This is a genomic window from Bacillus sp. RO1 (assembly GCF_012524115.1).
Classification (GTDB): Bacteria; Bacillota; Bacilli; order Bacillales; family Bacillaceae_I; genus Sutcliffiella_A.
Genome location: NZ_JAAZWB010000038.1, coordinates 1 through 15105, shown reverse-complemented (window position 1 = coordinate 15105; position 15105 = coordinate 1). Strand labels below are relative to the sequence as shown.

Below are 15105 nucleotides of genomic sequence, written 5' to 3'. Positions count from 1 at the left end.
AATCATGGATCGAGCAACGATAAAGGCGCTGGTGCAACAGGTGGTTCAAAACACCATGCAAACAGCCAAGAAACAGGTCCCGATTGCTGTATCTAACCGGCATGTCCACTTGTCTCCTGAGCATGTGGAACGGCTATTCGGGCGGGGCTATGAACTAAAAAAGCTGAAGGAGCTCTCGCAACCCAACCAGTTTGCTGCGAAAGAAACAGTAACACTCATTGGTCCAAAAGGGAGAATCCCAAATGTACGGGTATTAGGCCCGGCGCGGGGTAAAACCCAAGTGGAAATTTCACTCTTTGACGGATTTACATTAGGGGTAACACCGCCAATTCGTCAGTCTGGAGAATTAGAAGGATCAGAGTCCATCACTCTCATGGGGCCAAGAGGACAATTGAAGTTAGACGAAGGATTGATCTGTGCCTCCCGTCATATTCATATGCATCCAGAGGATGGGACTAGATTTGGTGTGAAAGACGGAGATATGGTGGACATTAAAGTGGACGGTCCCAGAGGCGTCACTTACACGAATGTCCTTATCAGGGTCTCCCCAAAATACAGGTTGGAAATGCACATTGATCTTGATGAGGCAAATGCTGCCAATATAAAAAATGGTCAGCTTGGCGAAATCACTGCCATTAAATGCTCTCCAGATATGGAGGGAGGTTGTGGCTGTGGATGTAAAGGAAAAAGTTAAGGAACTTGTCAGACAGGCGGTCGAAGCGTACATTTCCGAGCAGGGCAACGAGGAAAAAAAGCCGAACATAACCGTCCTATTAAATTATCATTCTATTAATCCAGAACTGATTTTGAAAGCGGTTACGGAAATCAAACAATCCTTTGCGGTGAAATTAGTAGCATCAAAGGATTGGGAGGAACAACTTGATGGGGAGCAGGAGGTTTTATCTTTGGCTCAAGCAAATCAGCGAGATTTAGAGAAGCTCTGGAATACTACAGACCTGCTTATCCTCCCGGTTGCCTCTTTTCAATTAGTATCAAAGCTTGCATTGATGATGGATGATGATCGAACGGCCCACACAGCGATCCAATTTCAGCTGTTAGGCAAGCCAATCGTCATTGCTAACAACGAAGTGGAGCTTGGAGTATACCAACAGATTCTTGCACCACATTCCGTTCAGGAGAAATTACAAGGTTACATGCGTACCACTCAAAAAGACCAAGTGAAGTGGGTACCCTTAAATCAGCTTGTACGCACAGCAAAAGAACAGCTCCAACATTACAAGGAAAAGCAACCGCTTATCAAGGCGAAGCACATTGAACATGCAGCAAGGGCAAACGTAAAAAGCATCACCGTTCCAAAAGAAAGCAAAATCACCCCCGTTGCCAAAGACATGGCAAGAGAAATGAAGATTGATATACAAAAAGAAACATAGGTTTGAAGAGATTAGTGGATTGGAGCGGAAGGCACTCGACTCCTCGAAAATGCTACGCATTTTCTTCGTGCGATGTTTCGCTGCCGAAGCCTTCCTTGTCCTGCGGGGGAGTAGCGACAATGTTGAGACCCCTGAAGCGTTGTGAGGAGGCTCAAGGTCGCCCCGCGGAAAGCGTGTGCCTGCAGCGAAAAGGAACGGTTAGAGTTTAAGAATAAGCAACATGCTCCTAGAAAGGAGGCAACGCACTCATGATCATAGCAAAAGTGACAGGCTCCATCGTCGCTACCACCAAAGCGGAAAAACTAAAAGGAAAAAAACTACTAATCATCACACCACTAGACATGAAAAGCATCGAGGAAGACGGCAAACCCATTGTGGCCATCGACACCGTGGGCTCTGGTGTGGGTGAAGTGGTACTGGTCGTAAGCGGAAGCTCTGCGAGACAAACGGAAATAACGAACGGGGTACCGGTCGACGCCGCCATCGTGGGAATTGTGGATCAGATTGAACTTAACGGATCCTTGACCTTTTCAAAAGGAGGTAATTAACTATGCAGTTAAAGGAAAGCGACATAAAGGAAATGGTTGCACAAGTGCTTGCTCAGCTTGGTAATGAAAGCAAGCAGCCTTCATCTTCCAAGGAACAGGGAAATAGCGAAGTTCCACTTAGAAATGGCGTGTTCCAAACCGTCGATGAAGCGGCAGAAGCTGCAACAGAAGCATGGGACAAACTGAGAGCAACTTCACTTGAAATAAGAAAGAACATGATCAAAAAGATGCGGGAAGTAAGCCGAGAGCACGCGAAAGCGTTGGCAGAACTTGCCGTGAATGAAACAGGGCTTGGGCGTGTGGAAGATAAGGTGGCGAAGAACCTTTTGGCTGCCAATAAGACGCCAGGGGTGGAGGACATTGTAGCCACCACCTACTCAGGAGACGGGGGTCTGACCCTTGTCGAATATTCACCGGTTGGCGTATATGGCGCCATCACGCCATCCACCAACCCTGCAGCAACGATTATCAACAATTCTATCTCTCTAGTAGCGGCAGGAAATGCAGTGGTTTTCAACCCGCATCCAAGTGCCAAGCAAGTATCGATTAAAACGATGCAGCTTTTGAATGAGGCGATTGTGGCAGCTGGAGGTCCAGCCAACACACTTACTTCTGTTGCAAACCCAAATATTGAAACATCAAACGAAGTGATGAAGCACCCGAAAGTAAAGGCGTTAGTCGTTACAGGAGGTGGGATCGTGGTACAGGCGGCAATGAGTGCCGGGAAAAAAGTAATCGCTGCAGGTCCTGGGAACCCACCGGTGGTCGTGGATGAAACAGCAATCATCTCCAAGGCTGCAAAAGACATCGTAACGGGCGCAAGCTTTGATAACAATGTCCTTTGTACTGCTGAAAAAGAAGTGTTTGTTGTCGAAAAAGTAGCCAACACCTTAAAAAGTGAGATGACTAAAAATGGTGCCATCGAACTGAAAGGCTACCAGTTGGACAAGCTTCTCGGGAAAATTTTAATTAAAAAAGGCGATAAATACTATCCGAACCGCGAATTTATCGGAAAGAACGCATCCGTCCTACTCGAAGCGGCAGGCATCAGGGCAGACGCCAATGTAAAGCTCATCATTGCGGAAACAAAGGAAGATCACCCATTGGTACACACAGAGATGCTGATGCCGATTCTGCCGATTGTCAGGGTGGCAGATGTAGATACAGCAATCAGCCTGGCGGTCAAAGCTGAAAAAGGCAACAGACACACTGCTATCATGCATTCTCAGAATGTTACTAATCTGACAAAGATGGCTAAAGAAATTCAAGCGACCATCTTTGTGAAAAACGGTCCATCTGTTGCAGGTCTAGGCTATCAAAGTGAAGGGTTTACCACCCTTACCATTGCTGGTCCGACGGGAGAGGGGCTGACTTCAGCCAAAACCTTTACCCGCCAAAGACGCTGTGTGCTGGTAGATGGCTTCAGAATCATTTAGGAGGGGGATGAACAATGGCAGAACTGAATGAATTACCTCAAGAGGGACAGCCTGTGGAACCACCTGAAAAAGTGAAAAAGCAATCCAAATCAAAATCCAAAACTATTAAACAACCATTAGGAGGAATTCAAATGAGTCAAGAAGCATTAGGAATGATCGAAACAAAAGGTCTTATCGGGGCAATCGAAGCAGCAGACGCAATGGTAAAGGCAGCAAACGTAACACTTGTAGGAAAAGAATTCGTAGGCGGCGGTCTTGTAACTGTAATGGTTCGCGGGGATGTAGGTGCGGTTAAAGCAGCAACAGAAGCAGGAGCAGATGCAGCAGGAAGAGTTGGAAACCTGGTATCTGTACACGTAATCCCACGTCCAAACTCCGAAGTAAACGGAATTTTACCGGCAGCGAAATAAGGTAGAGTAGGATGGATCAATCCATAAAAGCCTATATTAGACAACTTGTCCAAGAGGCAGTACAGCAATCAGCAAGCTCACTGAGCAATTTGCCATCCAGTACAGGCAGGAAGCAATACGTCATCGCCAATTGGAAAATGAACAAGAACATTCAGGAAACACTGGAGTTTTTACAACAGCTTAAAGAAGGAACAGGAGTGGAAGTGGTGGTTTGCCCACCTGCCCCACTCCTGTATCCGGCAAAGCTTTACGTACAAGGACAAAATAAAGAGATACAAATTGGTGCCCAAAATGTTCACCAAGAAGATAAAGGTGCATACACAGGCGAATCGGCAGCAAGCCTGTTAAAAGATATTGGCTGCTCCTACTGCATCATCGGACATTCCGAAAGAAGGCAATATGCACAAGAAGATGATGCAACTGTGAACCAAAAAGCAAAACAAGCATTAAAAAGGGGTCTGACCCCTATCATCTGTATTGGGGAAACCTTAGAACAAAAACAACAGAATCAAACAGAAAAGGTCTTGACCACACAGATACTCGGCGCCATGGATGGAATCAATGTATCTCAGGTGATATTTGCATATGAGCCGGTTTGGGCAATCGGGACCGGGGAATCGGCAACAGCGGAGGAAGCGCAACGTATCCATGCATATATCCGTGCCGTCCTAGCTCATATTGATAAACAGAATGCCGAGAGAGTCAGTATTTTGTATGGTGGATCTGTAAATGACAATAATGCACAAGAATTCGAAGCAATGAAGGATATTGATGGAGTTCTTGTCGGTGGTGCAAGCTTACAGGTTGATTCTTTTCAGAAAATAATCGCTGTATTTGCCAAAGGAGCATAGAAAATGAAAAAAGTTGCAATTGGTAGCGACCATGGTGGATACGAGCTAAAAGAAGCATTAAAAGGCTATTTGACAGAGCTTGGATACGAATACCTTGATTTCGGCTGCAAGGCCAAAGAATCAGTAGATTATCCAGATATTGCATTCCTTGTTGGAGAGTGTGTCGCGACCAATCCAGATTACGTCGGCATCATGATTGATGGTGTGGGGGTAGGAAGCGGTATGGTATTGAATAAAATACCTGGAGTGCGAGGAGCAGTATGCTGGGACCTGTCTTCTGTGATCAATAGCCGAGAACACAATAATGCCAACGTTTTATCCATCGGTGGTCAGTTCATCGGGGAAGGCCTTGCCAAGCAATTGGTGAAAAAATGGCTGGAAACCGAATTTGCAGGAGGCCGCCACGATCGTCGCGTCACAAAAGTAATGGAAATTGAAAGTCGTTTTATTAAACGCTGAAAGCAGGTTTAAAACATGTTTGTAGCAAAAGTGATTGGAAATATGATCTGTACCCATAAAGACGAAAATCTCAAAGGGTTGAAGCTATTAATTGTCCAACCAGTAGATGATCAGTTGCAGGATAAAGGAAAACCACTTGTTGCTATTGATACTATCGGTCAATCGGGAGAAGGAGACCTTGTTTATCTTGCAAAAAGCAGGGAATCCTCTCTGCCGTTGAACAAAGAACTTGTCGCATCAGACGCAGGAATACTTGGAATCATTGACTATTACAACGTAAAACGAATGGAGGAAATATAAATGAGTAACGCATTAGGGATGATTGAAACAAAAGGTCTAGTAGGTGCAATTGAAGCAGCAGACGCGATGATGAAAGCCGCAAACGTATCTTTAGTAGGGAAAGTTCAAGTTGGCGGCGGGTTAATCACTGTCATGGTACGCGGTGATGTAGGAGCTGTTAAAGCAGCAACAGAAGCGGGAGCAGATGCAGCTCAACGTGTAGGTGAATTTCTATCTGTGCATGTGATTCCAAGACCACATTCCGATATCGAGAAAATCCTTCCTACCACTCTATGAAACTAGCAAAAGTCGTTGGAAATGTCGTTTCGACGATTAAAACACCAAGTCATCAAAATAAAAAGCTCATGGTCGTTATCCCTGTAGATGCTGCAGGCAAGGAGTGCGGCGAGGCCATGATTGCTTTCGATCGCTTTCATGCAGGAGTGGGCGACTATGTGCTGATACTAGAAGAAGGTGGAGCGGCAAGGGATATATTAGAAGACCCCAAAGGTTCTTTTGATGCCGTCATTGCCGGGATTGTCGACCGATTAATATAATGCGAGGTGAACACAATGCAAATGGAAGCATTGGTGGAACAAATTACGAATCAAATCATGGAACAACTGACAAATAAACAACAGCTTGCAGAAGGAAAACCTGCAGCTTCCAATACAACTTCAACAAATGGGAATTCTTTTACAAATTCATCATCCAACCTAATCACAGGGCCTTCTATCGCACGAATGATCGACCATACGCTGCTAAAGCCAGAAAGTACGAAAGAGCAGGTCGTCAAACTTTGTGAAGAAGCGAAAGAATACAATTTTGCAACAGTATGTGTGAATCCTTACTGGGTTTCCACAGCTGCTCAAGAATTGAAGGGTTCTAATGTAGGTATTACAACGGTAGTCGGCTTCCCGTTAGGAGCTACCAATAGTTTTGTGAAAGTCTCCGAGACACGCGATGCCATTGCAAGTGGCGCAACGGAAATTGACATGGTTATGAACATAGGTGCCCTTAAATCAGGTGACTTTGAAACGGTAAAAAAAGACATCGAAGCAGTAGTGCTTGCTGCTAAGGGTTATGCACCAGTTAAGGTCATCATTGAAACGGGTCTTTTGGAAACAGAAGAAAAGAAAAAAGCTTGTATTCTAGCAAAAATGGCTGGAGCAGATTTCGTCAAAACTTCCACAGGCTTCGGACCAGGTTGTGCAACAGCTGAAGACATCAAGCTTATGCGCGAAGCAGTCGGCCCTGACATGGGCGTTAAAGCCTCTGCATGCGTACGTGACCTGGATACGGCAAGGAAGTTGGTTCAAGCAGGTGCAACCAGAATCGGTGCTAGCTCCGGTATCGCCATCGTAACAGGTGGAAAAGGGACTGGCTACTAAGCTTAAGTAAGGTAACAGGATGCTTTTGGATAATCTCCTTGCATCCTGTTGTTTTATAATCAATGAGGTAACCTAGCTGGTGATTGGAGCAAAAGGTGAAGACTCCTCGAAAATGCTACGCATTTTCTTCGTGCGATGTTTCGCTGCCGAAGCCTTCCTTGTCCTGAGGGAGATAGCGTTAGGTGGAGACCCTGCAGGCGTAGCCGAAGGAGGCTCACGTCAGCCCCTAGGAAAGCGAAGCCATTTGCGGAAATCAACAGCGGTGTAAATGAAGACAACTTTAATATTGAAAAATTCAAACTATTATAATATAATTATATGCAAACGCTTTCAATCATTAAGTAGTTCCAGAGGGGGATTAGGGTGAAACACATTGGAAATCAACTAAAGAATGCAAGAACAAGACAAGACATAGAAATAGATCAACTTGCCATGCTAACAGGACTGCCGGCAGACACCATCGCTGCAATAGAAGCTGGAACCCTGGATGTGCAGGTATCCACCTTACATAAACTCTCTGAAGTGTTACGATGCTCTTTCGCTGTAGGAGATATGTCCATATAATATAATCATGAAAGGAACCGGATGTTTATTCGGTTCCTTTCATTTGGTTATAATAAATATAAGAAGACCCTACTAAGGAGAAATAAGATGCATACTTCAGAACAAGAGAAACTGATAAATCAAATGGTAGATTACATAGAAAATAATCTAGAAAGCTCCCTAAACCTCGAAGAGCTTGCATCCATCTCTACTTACTCTCCCTTTCACTTTCAACGACTTTTTAAAGCTCATGTTGGGGAAACTCCTGCTAACTATGTAAAGCGACTTAGAATGGAAAAAGCTGCGCATCTTTTAATATATGAACATAGCATACCTATTACTCAAATTGCGTTCATGTGTGGCTTTACTTCTCTTTCCTACTTCATTACTTCCTTTCATACATTTTTTCAATGCAATCCCACTAAATGGAGAGAAGGTGCTTATTTAGAGAGATTCCCGAGAGAATATGCTGATAATAGCAAGAAATCTAAACAGCTTCGCAACATGGAGCAAGAACAGCAAGCCAACAAGGGATATACTAAGTTCCAGTGGCTCAATCTTGAAAAAGTAAAGATCATGGAGTTTCCAGCCTGCACAACTGTAAAAAAGCAAAATGTCGGCCCTTACACACAAGGGATACCGGATGTTTGGGAAAGGGTGTACCATTGGGCAAAGGCTCGAGATATTATTACGGTAAACACAGTCATGTTTGGAGTGCCTAAAAATAATCCATATATAACTCCAGCGGAAATGAGCAGATATGATTGTCATCTAGCTGTAGAAGGGTTGATGGATGATACTCTAGTGACCTATCACTTTAAAGGGGGAAAGCATGTAGTCTATGAGTTCGATGAGCCTGTAGATTATATGGAAAGGAATAGGCTGATAGAGTGCTACTCGGAGCTATACAGCTTTTGGCTTCCTAAAAGCGGATATAAATACTTGGATAACCCTGTGGAACTTATATCCATAGAACCTAAAAAAGGCAGCTTGGAAGTGGATGTCAGAGTGAAGGCCATTTCATTAGCCATTGAGCCGAAATAAGAGTATAAGCGAAAAAGAGGAGAATAGAAAAAATGATGGATTGGTCCGAATTAAATGTTGTTGCGATACTTATAGGTGCTCTTCTGTATGCATGTTATGGAGGAATCTATTACACAATTATGCTTGGAAAAAAGAAAGACACGCAATTCAAACAGACGGAAGGCCCGCTTAAATATATAGTGTCTATAATAATTGCATTTGTCAGCTCTTTTATAGTAGCATCTTTCGTGCAGGCAGCAGGAGCAGAAGGTATCCTGAGCGGTCTGATTGTAGGATTATTAATAGGAATAATAATTACTCTAGTCTATTTAAAAAATACATTGTTTGGGCTGGTAACTAAAAAAGCATTCTATATTGCTGTAGGAGACCATCTCATCATATTCACATTACTAGGTATGATTCATGGAGTCATAAATGGCATGTAAGGTTAAATAAGCACTATGCGGGTTCATTTCCGGTGTAGTGTTTTTTTATTGTTTAATAAATTATTAAATAATGGAATAGTCTTCTGAGTCATTCTTGATCGTTGGGATGAAGACCTCAGTGCCGAGGAAAAGGAGGAGAGAGGTCTTCATCGAGGTTATGAGGACCTCGGTGACGAGAAATCAGAAGGAGAGAAGTCTTCATTGGGGTTATGAAGACCTCGGTGATGAGAAATCAGAAGGAGATAAGTCTTCATTGGGGTTATGAAGACCTCGGTGACAGGGAAAAAGGAGGAGAGAGGTCTTCATCGCGGTTATGAGGACCTCGGTGACAAGGAATCAGGAGGGGAGAGGTCTTCATCGCGGTTATGAAGACCTCGGTGACGAGGAATCAGGAGGGGAGAGGTCTTCATTGGGGTTATGAAGACCTCGGTGACGAGGAATCAGGAGGAGAGAAGCCTTCATCGCCAATATGAATCTCTTGGTGACAAGGGATTCTATTAAAATAGTCAAAGATGAGAGCAAAGGAAAGATCAAGCCAAGGCCAATATTTCAAAGCTATGCTAAAAGCGAGAAAACGTCCCAAAAGATTAGGATTTTTGGGACGTGGTTTTTAGGTCGTGTTAACAATATGCTCTATTGTATTGCCTACCTTGCCCTTGCAAAATAAAACTACAAAATAATAATTGATTTACGAAACTATATTTAATAAAGTTAAAAGTAAGAAATATCTGAAAAAAAAGAATGCTATATGAAAAGAGAACTGATTTTTATCCAAGAAAGTTTGCATACATTCAAACCATCAGAACGAAAAGTAGCAGAATTCATTTTAGAAAAACCTGCGGACGTTGTAAACATATCCATTCAGAAGCTTGCTGAGAGTACCCTTACATTGAAGCGACCATTATCCGACAATCCCGCTCGCTCCAATGTAAGGGGTTTAAAGAACTTAAAGTAAAAATTGCCTACGATTTGGCAAAGGCGAAAGCAGAGAAAAAGCTGGAGGGTTATGAGGATATTCCAAGAGATGACTCAGTATCTTCCATGATTCACTCTGTTTCTCAAAATAATATTCAGGCAATCCATAACACAGCGGTGTGTTGGATGAAATAGAGTTAGAGAGGGCCATTGAGTTAATTTCAAGAGCAAGAATCGTTGTCGTTTGTGGAATTGGAGCATCTGGAATTATTGCTATGGACTTTAAACAGAAGATAACCCGCATTAACAGATGGTGTGAAGCGGCCTATGACAAAGATACCCAGGTGACCATTGCTGCCAACCTATCGAAAGCGGATGTAGCATTTGGGATATCTTATAGCGGTCATACGGAGGATATCATCGAATCGCTGAAGGTAGCAAAAGAGAACGGGGCATCTGTGATTACTTTGACAAGGTCAGGAGAGAATCCGACTTCGGCCGTTGCAGATGTGAAGCTGAACACGACAAGCTTGGAGAGAAATGTACGAAGTGGTGCAACGAGCTCCAGAATTGCCCAGCTGAATGTCATCGATATACTCTTTTTCGGCGTCATGAAGCTGGATCAAGACCGGAATATCAAAGCGTTGGATAAAACGCGTAAAGCAGTGGAGGCGTCCAAGCGGCATGTATAAAAATTATATCGATAGGTTGATAGAAAACAAGGAGCTTCCAGGAGCGGTCCTTTATGTGAGCAAAAAGAAGCAACTTCTGTGTTACAAAGCAGTCGGTAGCTTTATTGGGGGAGATGCACACAATTATCCCGTAACGGAAAATACTTTATTTGATGTTGCCTCCCTGACAAAAGTGGTGGCAACTCTACCTGCAAGTCTATTGTTGTGGAGCAAAGGAGACTTGCACCTTGAAAAGCAGGTGCAACATTATCTGCCTGATTTCAAACATGAAAAAGTGAAGGTAGAGGACCTGCTGACCCACCGCTCCGGGCTACCGCCAGACCTTCCATATGTGGCAAGGGATGGACAAAGGGATGTGATGGATTTAATCTATCAGACCAAGCTTCATCAGGAGCCTGGAATTTCTGTTGCTTATAGTGATCTGGGAATGATTTTGTTAGGAAAAATCATTGAGAAAATTGCTGATCAGCCACTTGATATCTTTACGAAGGAACACATTTTTACACCTTGGGGATTACATAACACAGGCTACAAACCTCCACCAAGTGTGAAAGCGTTTACTGCCTCAACAGAGAAATTCGGAACTCGCTATATACAAGGAGAAGTTCATGATGAAAAAGCCTTGCACCTAGGAGGAGTGAGCGGCAGTGCCGGGTTATTTTCCACTGGGAAGGATATTGCCATGTTCTCTAAGCACTTTTTATATCCAGAGGAACAGGACGTTGTACCACCAAACTTAATGCGAATGGCAACTGGCCATAAGCAAAATAATCGGGGATTAGGGTTTGAAGTTTGGAACGGAGAAGGGGACGCGTTATCATGCGGGCCCAACTGGTCAATAGGTTCATTTGGCCATACGGGGTTCACGGGAACCAGCGTCTGGATTGACCCACAAGAAGAAATAATCGTGGCATTTCTGACCAATGCTGTTCATTACGGCAGGACGACGAAAATAAGAACCATCCGAAAAACGTTACACTCGATGATTTACTCCTACGTACGAGGGGAGACTTCATAAATATTCTTTTAAAAACAAGGGGGATTCACGGTGTGATTATCTTATTCTTTGTCGCATCTAAGCAATTTATGGATGGCCTGACAGCAGGTGCTGTGAAATAACGGGGTAAAATCTTTTAAAAGTATGGAAATAGTTGTTTGGCATGCACTCTTAGCAGGGGTGTATGCCTTTTTAGGTTAGTTTTGCACAGCTGGTTTTATAAGCCAAATTTTAAAGTTTATTATCCAACTTTTCAATTTATTGTCCGAATATTTAATTTATTATCCACTTTTCCTCATATATATGCCATTCGACATAAACTAACAAAAAAACGACGACCGAAATACCATCCTGTAGCCGCCTGTTCTTCTTTAAGAGAAGAAAGTCCTGGTAAACTTTATCCATTTTCCTAACTTTTACTTTCATACCGTTTGCACCAGTATTTAACAGGGTAGGTTAAAGAGGTATGTCCTTTTTTACATAGTCTAATTTAAGGAGTGGAGCGGCGAAGTGAGTAAAAAAGTAAACGAGCAAAGCAAACATGACCAATTAGAACAGTATCGTGTAGAGGATGAAGGGAAGACAATGACGACCAACCAAGGAGTCAAGGTCTCAGAGGATGAGTTCTCTTTAAAAGCAGGAGAACGCGGACCTACCTTAATGGAGGACTTCCATTTCAGAGAAAAGATGACCCACTTTGACCATGAGCGCATACCGGAGAGGATTGTCCATGCAAGGGGATTTGCAGCCCACGGCGAGTTTGAATTATATGAATCAATGGAGAGATATACAAAAGCGAAATTCTTGCAAGACACTTCAGTCAAAACGCCTGTATTTGTGCGCTTTTCAACGGTTGCCGGGTCTAGGGGTTCGGCGGAAACGGTTCGTGATGCACGTGGTTTTGCGACGAAATTCTATACAGAAGAGGGGAACTACGATCTTGTTGGAAACAATATTCCGGTATTTTTCATACAGGATGCGATAAAGTTCCCTGATTTAGTACATGCCCTAAAACCTGAACCGCATAATGAGATGCCGCAAGCAGCTTCTGCTCATGATACGTTCTGGGATTTTATCGCAAACAACCAAGAGTCTGCACATATGGTCATGTGGGCAATGTCAGACCGCGCTATTCCGAGAAGTCTCCGGATGATGGAGGGCTTTGGCGTTCATACATTCCGTTTTGTTAATGCAGAAGGGAAAGCTCACTTTGTTAAATTCCACTGGAAACCGGTGCTTGGAACCCATTCCCTTGTTTGGGACGAAGCACAGAAAATTAACGGAAAAGATCCTGACTTTCATCGTCGTGACCTTTGGGAGTCTATAGAAAATGGAGATTATCCGGAGTATGAGTTTGGTGTACAGTTACTTCCTGAAGAAGACGAGTTCAAGTTTGACTTTGATATTCTTGATCCGACGAAGCTTTGGCCGGAAGAAGATGTACCTGTAAAGATTATCGGAAAATTAACATTGAATCGCAATGTTGACAATGTGTTTGCCGAAACGGAACAGGCAGCATTCCACCCTGGCCATGTCGTACCCGGCATTGATTTTTCCAATGATCCGTTATTGCAAGGGCGTTTATTCTCCTACACGGATACCCAGCTTATTCGACTAGGCGGTCCTAATTTTCACGAACTTCCTATCAACAGGCCGGTATGCCCGTTCCATAACAATCAGCGTGATGGGTACGGCCGCCATACGATCAATAGGGGCCCGGTAAGCTATCATAAAAATTCATTAGCTTCCAATACCCCAAGACCTGCAAGTGAAGCGGAAGGCGGGTATGTCCATTATCAAGAAAAGGTCGAAGGTAGAAAAGTGAGAACGAGAAGTGACAGCTTCAAGGATCATTTTTCTCAAGCGACTTTATTTTGGAATAGCATGACAAAACCTGAAAAAGATCATATCAAACAAGCGTTCAGCTTTGAGCTTGGAAAAGTAAAGAGCAAAGACGTTAGGCAACAAGTGGTCGACATGTTTGCAAATGTCAGCATGGAGCTTGCAGAAGCTGTAGCGGTAGCAATTAATGCTACTAAACCTAGTGGATCAGGTTCTTCTGTAACAAAATCATCGCCTGCGCTCAGTCAGGAGAATACGGTGAAAAAGCCTGCCACACGTAAAGTGGGGGTAATCATTTCTAATGACTTTCAAGGTAAGGAAGTAGCATCCGTTCTTAAATCTTTAAAGGCGGAGGGAATACTGCCGGAACTGATAAGTGCCAAGTTAGGAAAGGTGAAAGGTAGTGGCGGCGTCGAGCTTGAGGTGGACCATACGTTCCTGACATGTGATTCTGTCTTGTTTGATGCGCTTTACGTGGTTGGTGGGAAAAACGTTGATAATAAATTTGACCGAGAAACCACTTATTTTGTGGAGGAAGCCTACGATCACTTTAAACCAATTGGTGCTACCCATGATGGTAAGCAATGGCTGGAGAAACTAGAGATTTCTGGAGCTCCAGGTGTGGTGCTAGGTGATGAAGCGGACCAGTTTGTGACTGGCTTTGTGGATGCTGTTTCTGCGCATAGACATTGGAATAGGGAAGAGATTTAACATAATACTTAACAAGAAAAAGCAGCCCGATTTAATTAATTGGGCTGCTTTTATCTGTATCTAAGTCTACATTTCTTTTTCCCCGCATTCCCCAGTCCCCCATCTACACAACGATTTCATAGTCGGTTGAAGGGTGAGTGCTTCTTCTGTTAGCTCATATTCTACATGCAACACTTTGCCGGGATATTCCGTTCTTTTTACCATACCTAATTGCTCAAGTTCACGGAGCTGATCGGTTAAAACCTTTCGATTAATTTCTGGAATGTCTCTTTCCAGCTCGGAAAAGCGTTTAGGACCATTTTCAAGGGCACAATAAACTTGCGGTCGCCATTTACCACCGATAACATTAAGCGCGCGGTTTACTGGGAAATTTGTCGGTTCCACATAAAACAGTCCTTTCTATATCAGGTCAGTTACCTAAAAGTGCGTACTTTTTTATTTATGCATTATATTTTACCCTATCATTATTAGCAAATTATATTATTTGAGGAGGAAGAACAATGAGATATCCAAGAACTTTTTCACATATAGGTTTATCTGTTCCTAACTTGGAGCAGGCAGTTAAATTTTATACAGAAGTGATGGGGTGGTACATTATTATGCAACCAGCAGAAGTGGTGGAGGATGACTCTGCAATTGGTGTGATGTGCACAGATGTCTTTGGAAAAGGCTGGGGCAAATTCCGCATCGCGCATCTTGCAACTGGAGACAAAATTGGAATTGAATTATTTGAGTTCCCGGGAAATGAGAAGCCGGAAAACAACTTTGAATACTGGAAGACAGGAATTTCCCACTACTGTGTTCAAGATCCTGATGTAGAAGGGCTTGTTGAAAAAATCATAGAGCATGGCGGCAAACAGCGCATGCCAATACGTGAATATTATCCTGGAGAAAAGCCATATCGCATGGTTTACTGTGAAGATCCATTCGGAAATTTGGTAGAAATCTACTCACACTCCTATGAGCTAACATACTCAGAGGGGGCTTATTAATCATTATCAACTTTTCTAGCTGGTGATAGGAGCAAAAGGCGAAGACTCCTGAGGGAGATAGCGCTAGGTGGAGACCCCGCAGGCTTGCCGAGGAGGCTCCAGCAGCGCCCCTAGGAACGCGAAGCCTTTTGCGGAAATCACCAGCGGTGTTTATAGAATATATATCCAATCTAGGAGGA

At 43.5% G+C, this 15105-nt stretch carries 20 protein-coding genes; 19 read left to right on the top strand and 1 reads right to left on the bottom strand.

The window, feature by feature from the left end:
• Positions 1-4 precede the first annotated feature (4 nt).
• From HC179_RS03230 to HC179_RS03150, 18 genes are all read left to right on the top strand, one after another.
• On the top strand, positions 5-694 hold the full coding sequence (locus HC179_RS03230; RefSeq protein ID WP_205825206.1) for a phosphate propanoyltransferase: 690 nt from the start codon (positions 5-7) through the stop codon (positions 692-694).
• Positions 672-1391: a hypothetical protein gene (locus HC179_RS03225; RefSeq protein WP_168863032.1), complete on the top strand. Its 720-nt coding sequence runs from the start codon at positions 672-674 to the stop codon at positions 1389-1391. Before HC179_RS03230 ends, HC179_RS03225 begins: the two co-directional genes overlap by 23 nt.
• Before the next feature lie 248 nt (positions 1392-1639).
• Positions 1640-1939, top strand: coding sequence for a EutN/CcmL family microcompartment protein (locus HC179_RS03220; RefSeq protein WP_168863031.1), 300 nt, complete (start codon positions 1640-1642; stop codon positions 1937-1939).
• Positions 1940-1941: 2 nt separating this feature from the next.
• Positions 1942-3375 carry an aldehyde dehydrogenase family protein gene (locus tag HC179_RS03215; protein WP_168863030.1) on the top strand — a complete coding sequence of 478 codons (1434 nt, stop codon included), beginning with the start codon at positions 1942-1944 and terminating at the stop codon, positions 3373-3375.
• Between the two features lie 131 nt (positions 3376-3506).
• On the top strand, positions 3507-3785 hold the full coding sequence (locus HC179_RS03210; protein ID WP_064099827.1) for a BMC domain-containing protein: 279 nt from the start codon (positions 3507-3509) through the stop codon (positions 3783-3785).
• Positions 3786-3796: 11 nt separating this feature from the next.
• Positions 3797-4636, top strand: coding sequence for a triose-phosphate isomerase (tpiA, locus tag HC179_RS03205; protein ID WP_168863029.1), 840 nt, complete (start codon positions 3797-3799; stop codon positions 4634-4636).
• Positions 4637-4639: 3 nt separating this feature from the next.
• Positions 4640-5095, top strand: a complete 456-nt coding sequence (locus tag HC179_RS03200) for an RpiB/LacA/LacB family sugar-phosphate isomerase (RefSeq protein ID WP_168863028.1) — start codon at positions 4640-4642, stop codon at positions 5093-5095.
• 15 nt (positions 5096-5110) lie between these two features.
• Positions 5111-5395: a EutN/CcmL family microcompartment protein gene (locus HC179_RS03195; RefSeq protein WP_168863027.1), complete on the top strand. Its 285-nt coding sequence runs from the start codon at positions 5111-5113 to the stop codon at positions 5393-5395.
• Complete coding sequence (eutM, locus tag HC179_RS03190; RefSeq protein WP_088019922.1) at positions 5396-5671, top strand: ethanolamine utilization microcompartment protein EutM; 276 nt, start codon at positions 5396-5398, stop codon at positions 5669-5671.
• Positions 5668-5931, top strand: coding sequence for a EutN/CcmL family microcompartment protein (locus HC179_RS03185; protein WP_168863026.1), 264 nt, complete (start codon positions 5668-5670; stop codon positions 5929-5931). Before eutM ends, HC179_RS03185 begins: the two co-directional genes overlap by 4 nt.
• Positions 5932-6117: 186 nt before the next feature.
• Entirely contained in the window at positions 6118-6765 is a 648-nt protein-coding gene (gene deoC / locus HC179_RS03180; RefSeq protein WP_148987498.1) for a deoxyribose-phosphate aldolase, read from the top strand.
• A gap of 363 nt (positions 6766-7128) precedes the next feature.
• A complete protein-coding gene (locus HC179_RS03175; RefSeq protein ID WP_168863025.1) occupies positions 7129-7329 on the top strand; it encodes a helix-turn-helix domain-containing protein in 201 nt (66 codons plus the stop codon).
• A gap of 87 nt (positions 7330-7416) precedes the next feature.
• The gene (locus tag HC179_RS03170) at positions 7417-8352 is read left to right on the top strand and encodes an AraC family transcriptional regulator (protein ID WP_168863024.1); all 936 of its coding nucleotides are present in this window, start codon (positions 7417-7419) and stop codon (positions 8350-8352) included.
• 32 nt (positions 8353-8384) lie between these two features.
• Positions 8385-8777, top strand: a complete 393-nt coding sequence (locus tag HC179_RS03165) for a DUF1761 domain-containing protein (protein WP_168863023.1) — start codon at positions 8385-8387, stop codon at positions 8775-8777.
• A gap of 748 nt (positions 8778-9525) precedes the next feature.
• Positions 9526-9732 (top strand): hypothetical protein, encoded by a 207-nt coding sequence (locus tag HC179_RS20960; protein ID WP_240948454.1) that lies wholly within the window; start codon positions 9526-9528, stop codon positions 9730-9732.
• Between the two features lie 139 nt (positions 9733-9871).
• Entirely contained in the window at positions 9872-10384 is a 513-nt protein-coding gene (locus tag HC179_RS20955) for a MurR/RpiR family transcriptional regulator (protein WP_346775106.1), read from the top strand.
• Positions 10377-11402, top strand: coding sequence for a serine hydrolase domain-containing protein (locus HC179_RS03155; RefSeq protein ID WP_168863022.1), 1026 nt, complete (start codon positions 10377-10379; stop codon positions 11400-11402). Before HC179_RS20955 ends, HC179_RS03155 begins: the two co-directional genes overlap by 8 nt.
• Positions 11403-11891: 489 nt before the next feature.
• Positions 11892-13934: a catalase gene (locus HC179_RS03150; protein ID WP_168863021.1), complete on the top strand. Its 2043-nt coding sequence runs from the start codon at positions 11892-11894 to the stop codon at positions 13932-13934.
• 66 nt (positions 13935-14000) lie between these two features.
• Here HC179_RS03150 and HC179_RS03145 read toward each other — a convergent pair whose 3' ends face one another.
• On the bottom strand, positions 14001-14318 hold the full coding sequence (locus HC179_RS03145) for a winged helix-turn-helix transcriptional regulator (protein WP_168863020.1): 318 nt from the start codon (positions 14316-14318) through the stop codon (positions 14001-14003).
• A 116-nt stretch (positions 14319-14434) separates the two neighbouring features.
• On the opposite strand from HC179_RS03145, the gene HC179_RS03140 reads away from it, so the two are divergent.
• Complete coding sequence (locus HC179_RS03140; protein WP_168863019.1) at positions 14435-14926, top strand: lactoylglutathione lyase family protein; 492 nt, start codon at positions 14435-14437, stop codon at positions 14924-14926.
• Positions 14927-15105 lie beyond the last annotated feature (179 nt).

Bases quoted from the DNA above. Each gene is read 5' to 3' on its own strand.
- HC179_RS03230 (WP_205825206.1), top strand. From the start codon at position 5: ATGGATCGAGCAACGATAAAGGCGCTGGTGCAACAGGTGGTTCAAAAC.
- HC179_RS03220 (WP_168863031.1), top strand. From the start codon at position 1,640: ATGATCATAGCAAAAGTGACAGGCTCCATCGTCGCTACCACCAAAGCG.
- HC179_RS03215 (WP_168863030.1), top strand. From the start codon at position 1,942: ATGCAGTTAAAGGAAAGCGACATAAAGGAAATGGTTGCACAAGTGCTT.
- HC179_RS03210 (WP_064099827.1), top strand. From the start codon at position 3,507: ATGAGTCAAGAAGCATTAGGAATGATCGAAACAAAAGGTCTTATCGGG.
- tpiA (WP_168863029.1), top strand. From the start codon at position 3,797: ATGGATCAATCCATAAAAGCCTATATTAGACAACTTGTCCAAGAGGCA.
- HC179_RS03200 (WP_168863028.1), top strand. From the start codon at position 4,640: ATGAAAAAAGTTGCAATTGGTAGCGACCATGGTGGATACGAGCTAAAA.
- HC179_RS03195 (WP_168863027.1), top strand. From the start codon at position 5,111: ATGTTTGTAGCAAAAGTGATTGGAAATATGATCTGTACCCATAAAGAC.
- eutM (WP_088019922.1), top strand. From the start codon at position 5,396: ATGAGTAACGCATTAGGGATGATTGAAACAAAAGGTCTAGTAGGTGCA.
- HC179_RS03185 (WP_168863026.1), top strand. From the start codon at position 5,668: ATGAAACTAGCAAAAGTCGTTGGAAATGTCGTTTCGACGATTAAAACA.
- deoC (WP_148987498.1), top strand. From the start codon at position 6,118: ATGATCGACCATACGCTGCTAAAGCCAGAAAGTACGAAAGAGCAGGTC.
- HC179_RS03170 (WP_168863024.1), top strand. From the start codon at position 7,417: ATGCATACTTCAGAACAAGAGAAACTGATAAATCAAATGGTAGATTAC.
- HC179_RS03165 (WP_168863023.1), top strand. From the start codon at position 8,385: ATGATGGATTGGTCCGAATTAAATGTTGTTGCGATACTTATAGGTGCT.
- HC179_RS20960 (WP_240948454.1), top strand. From the start codon at position 9,526: ATGAAAAGAGAACTGATTTTTATCCAAGAAAGTTTGCATACATTCAAA.
- HC179_RS03155 (WP_168863022.1), top strand. From the start codon at position 10,377: ATGTATAAAAATTATATCGATAGGTTGATAGAAAACAAGGAGCTTCCA.
- HC179_RS03140 (WP_168863019.1), top strand. From the start codon at position 14,435: ATGAGATATCCAAGAACTTTTTCACATATAGGTTTATCTGTTCCTAAC.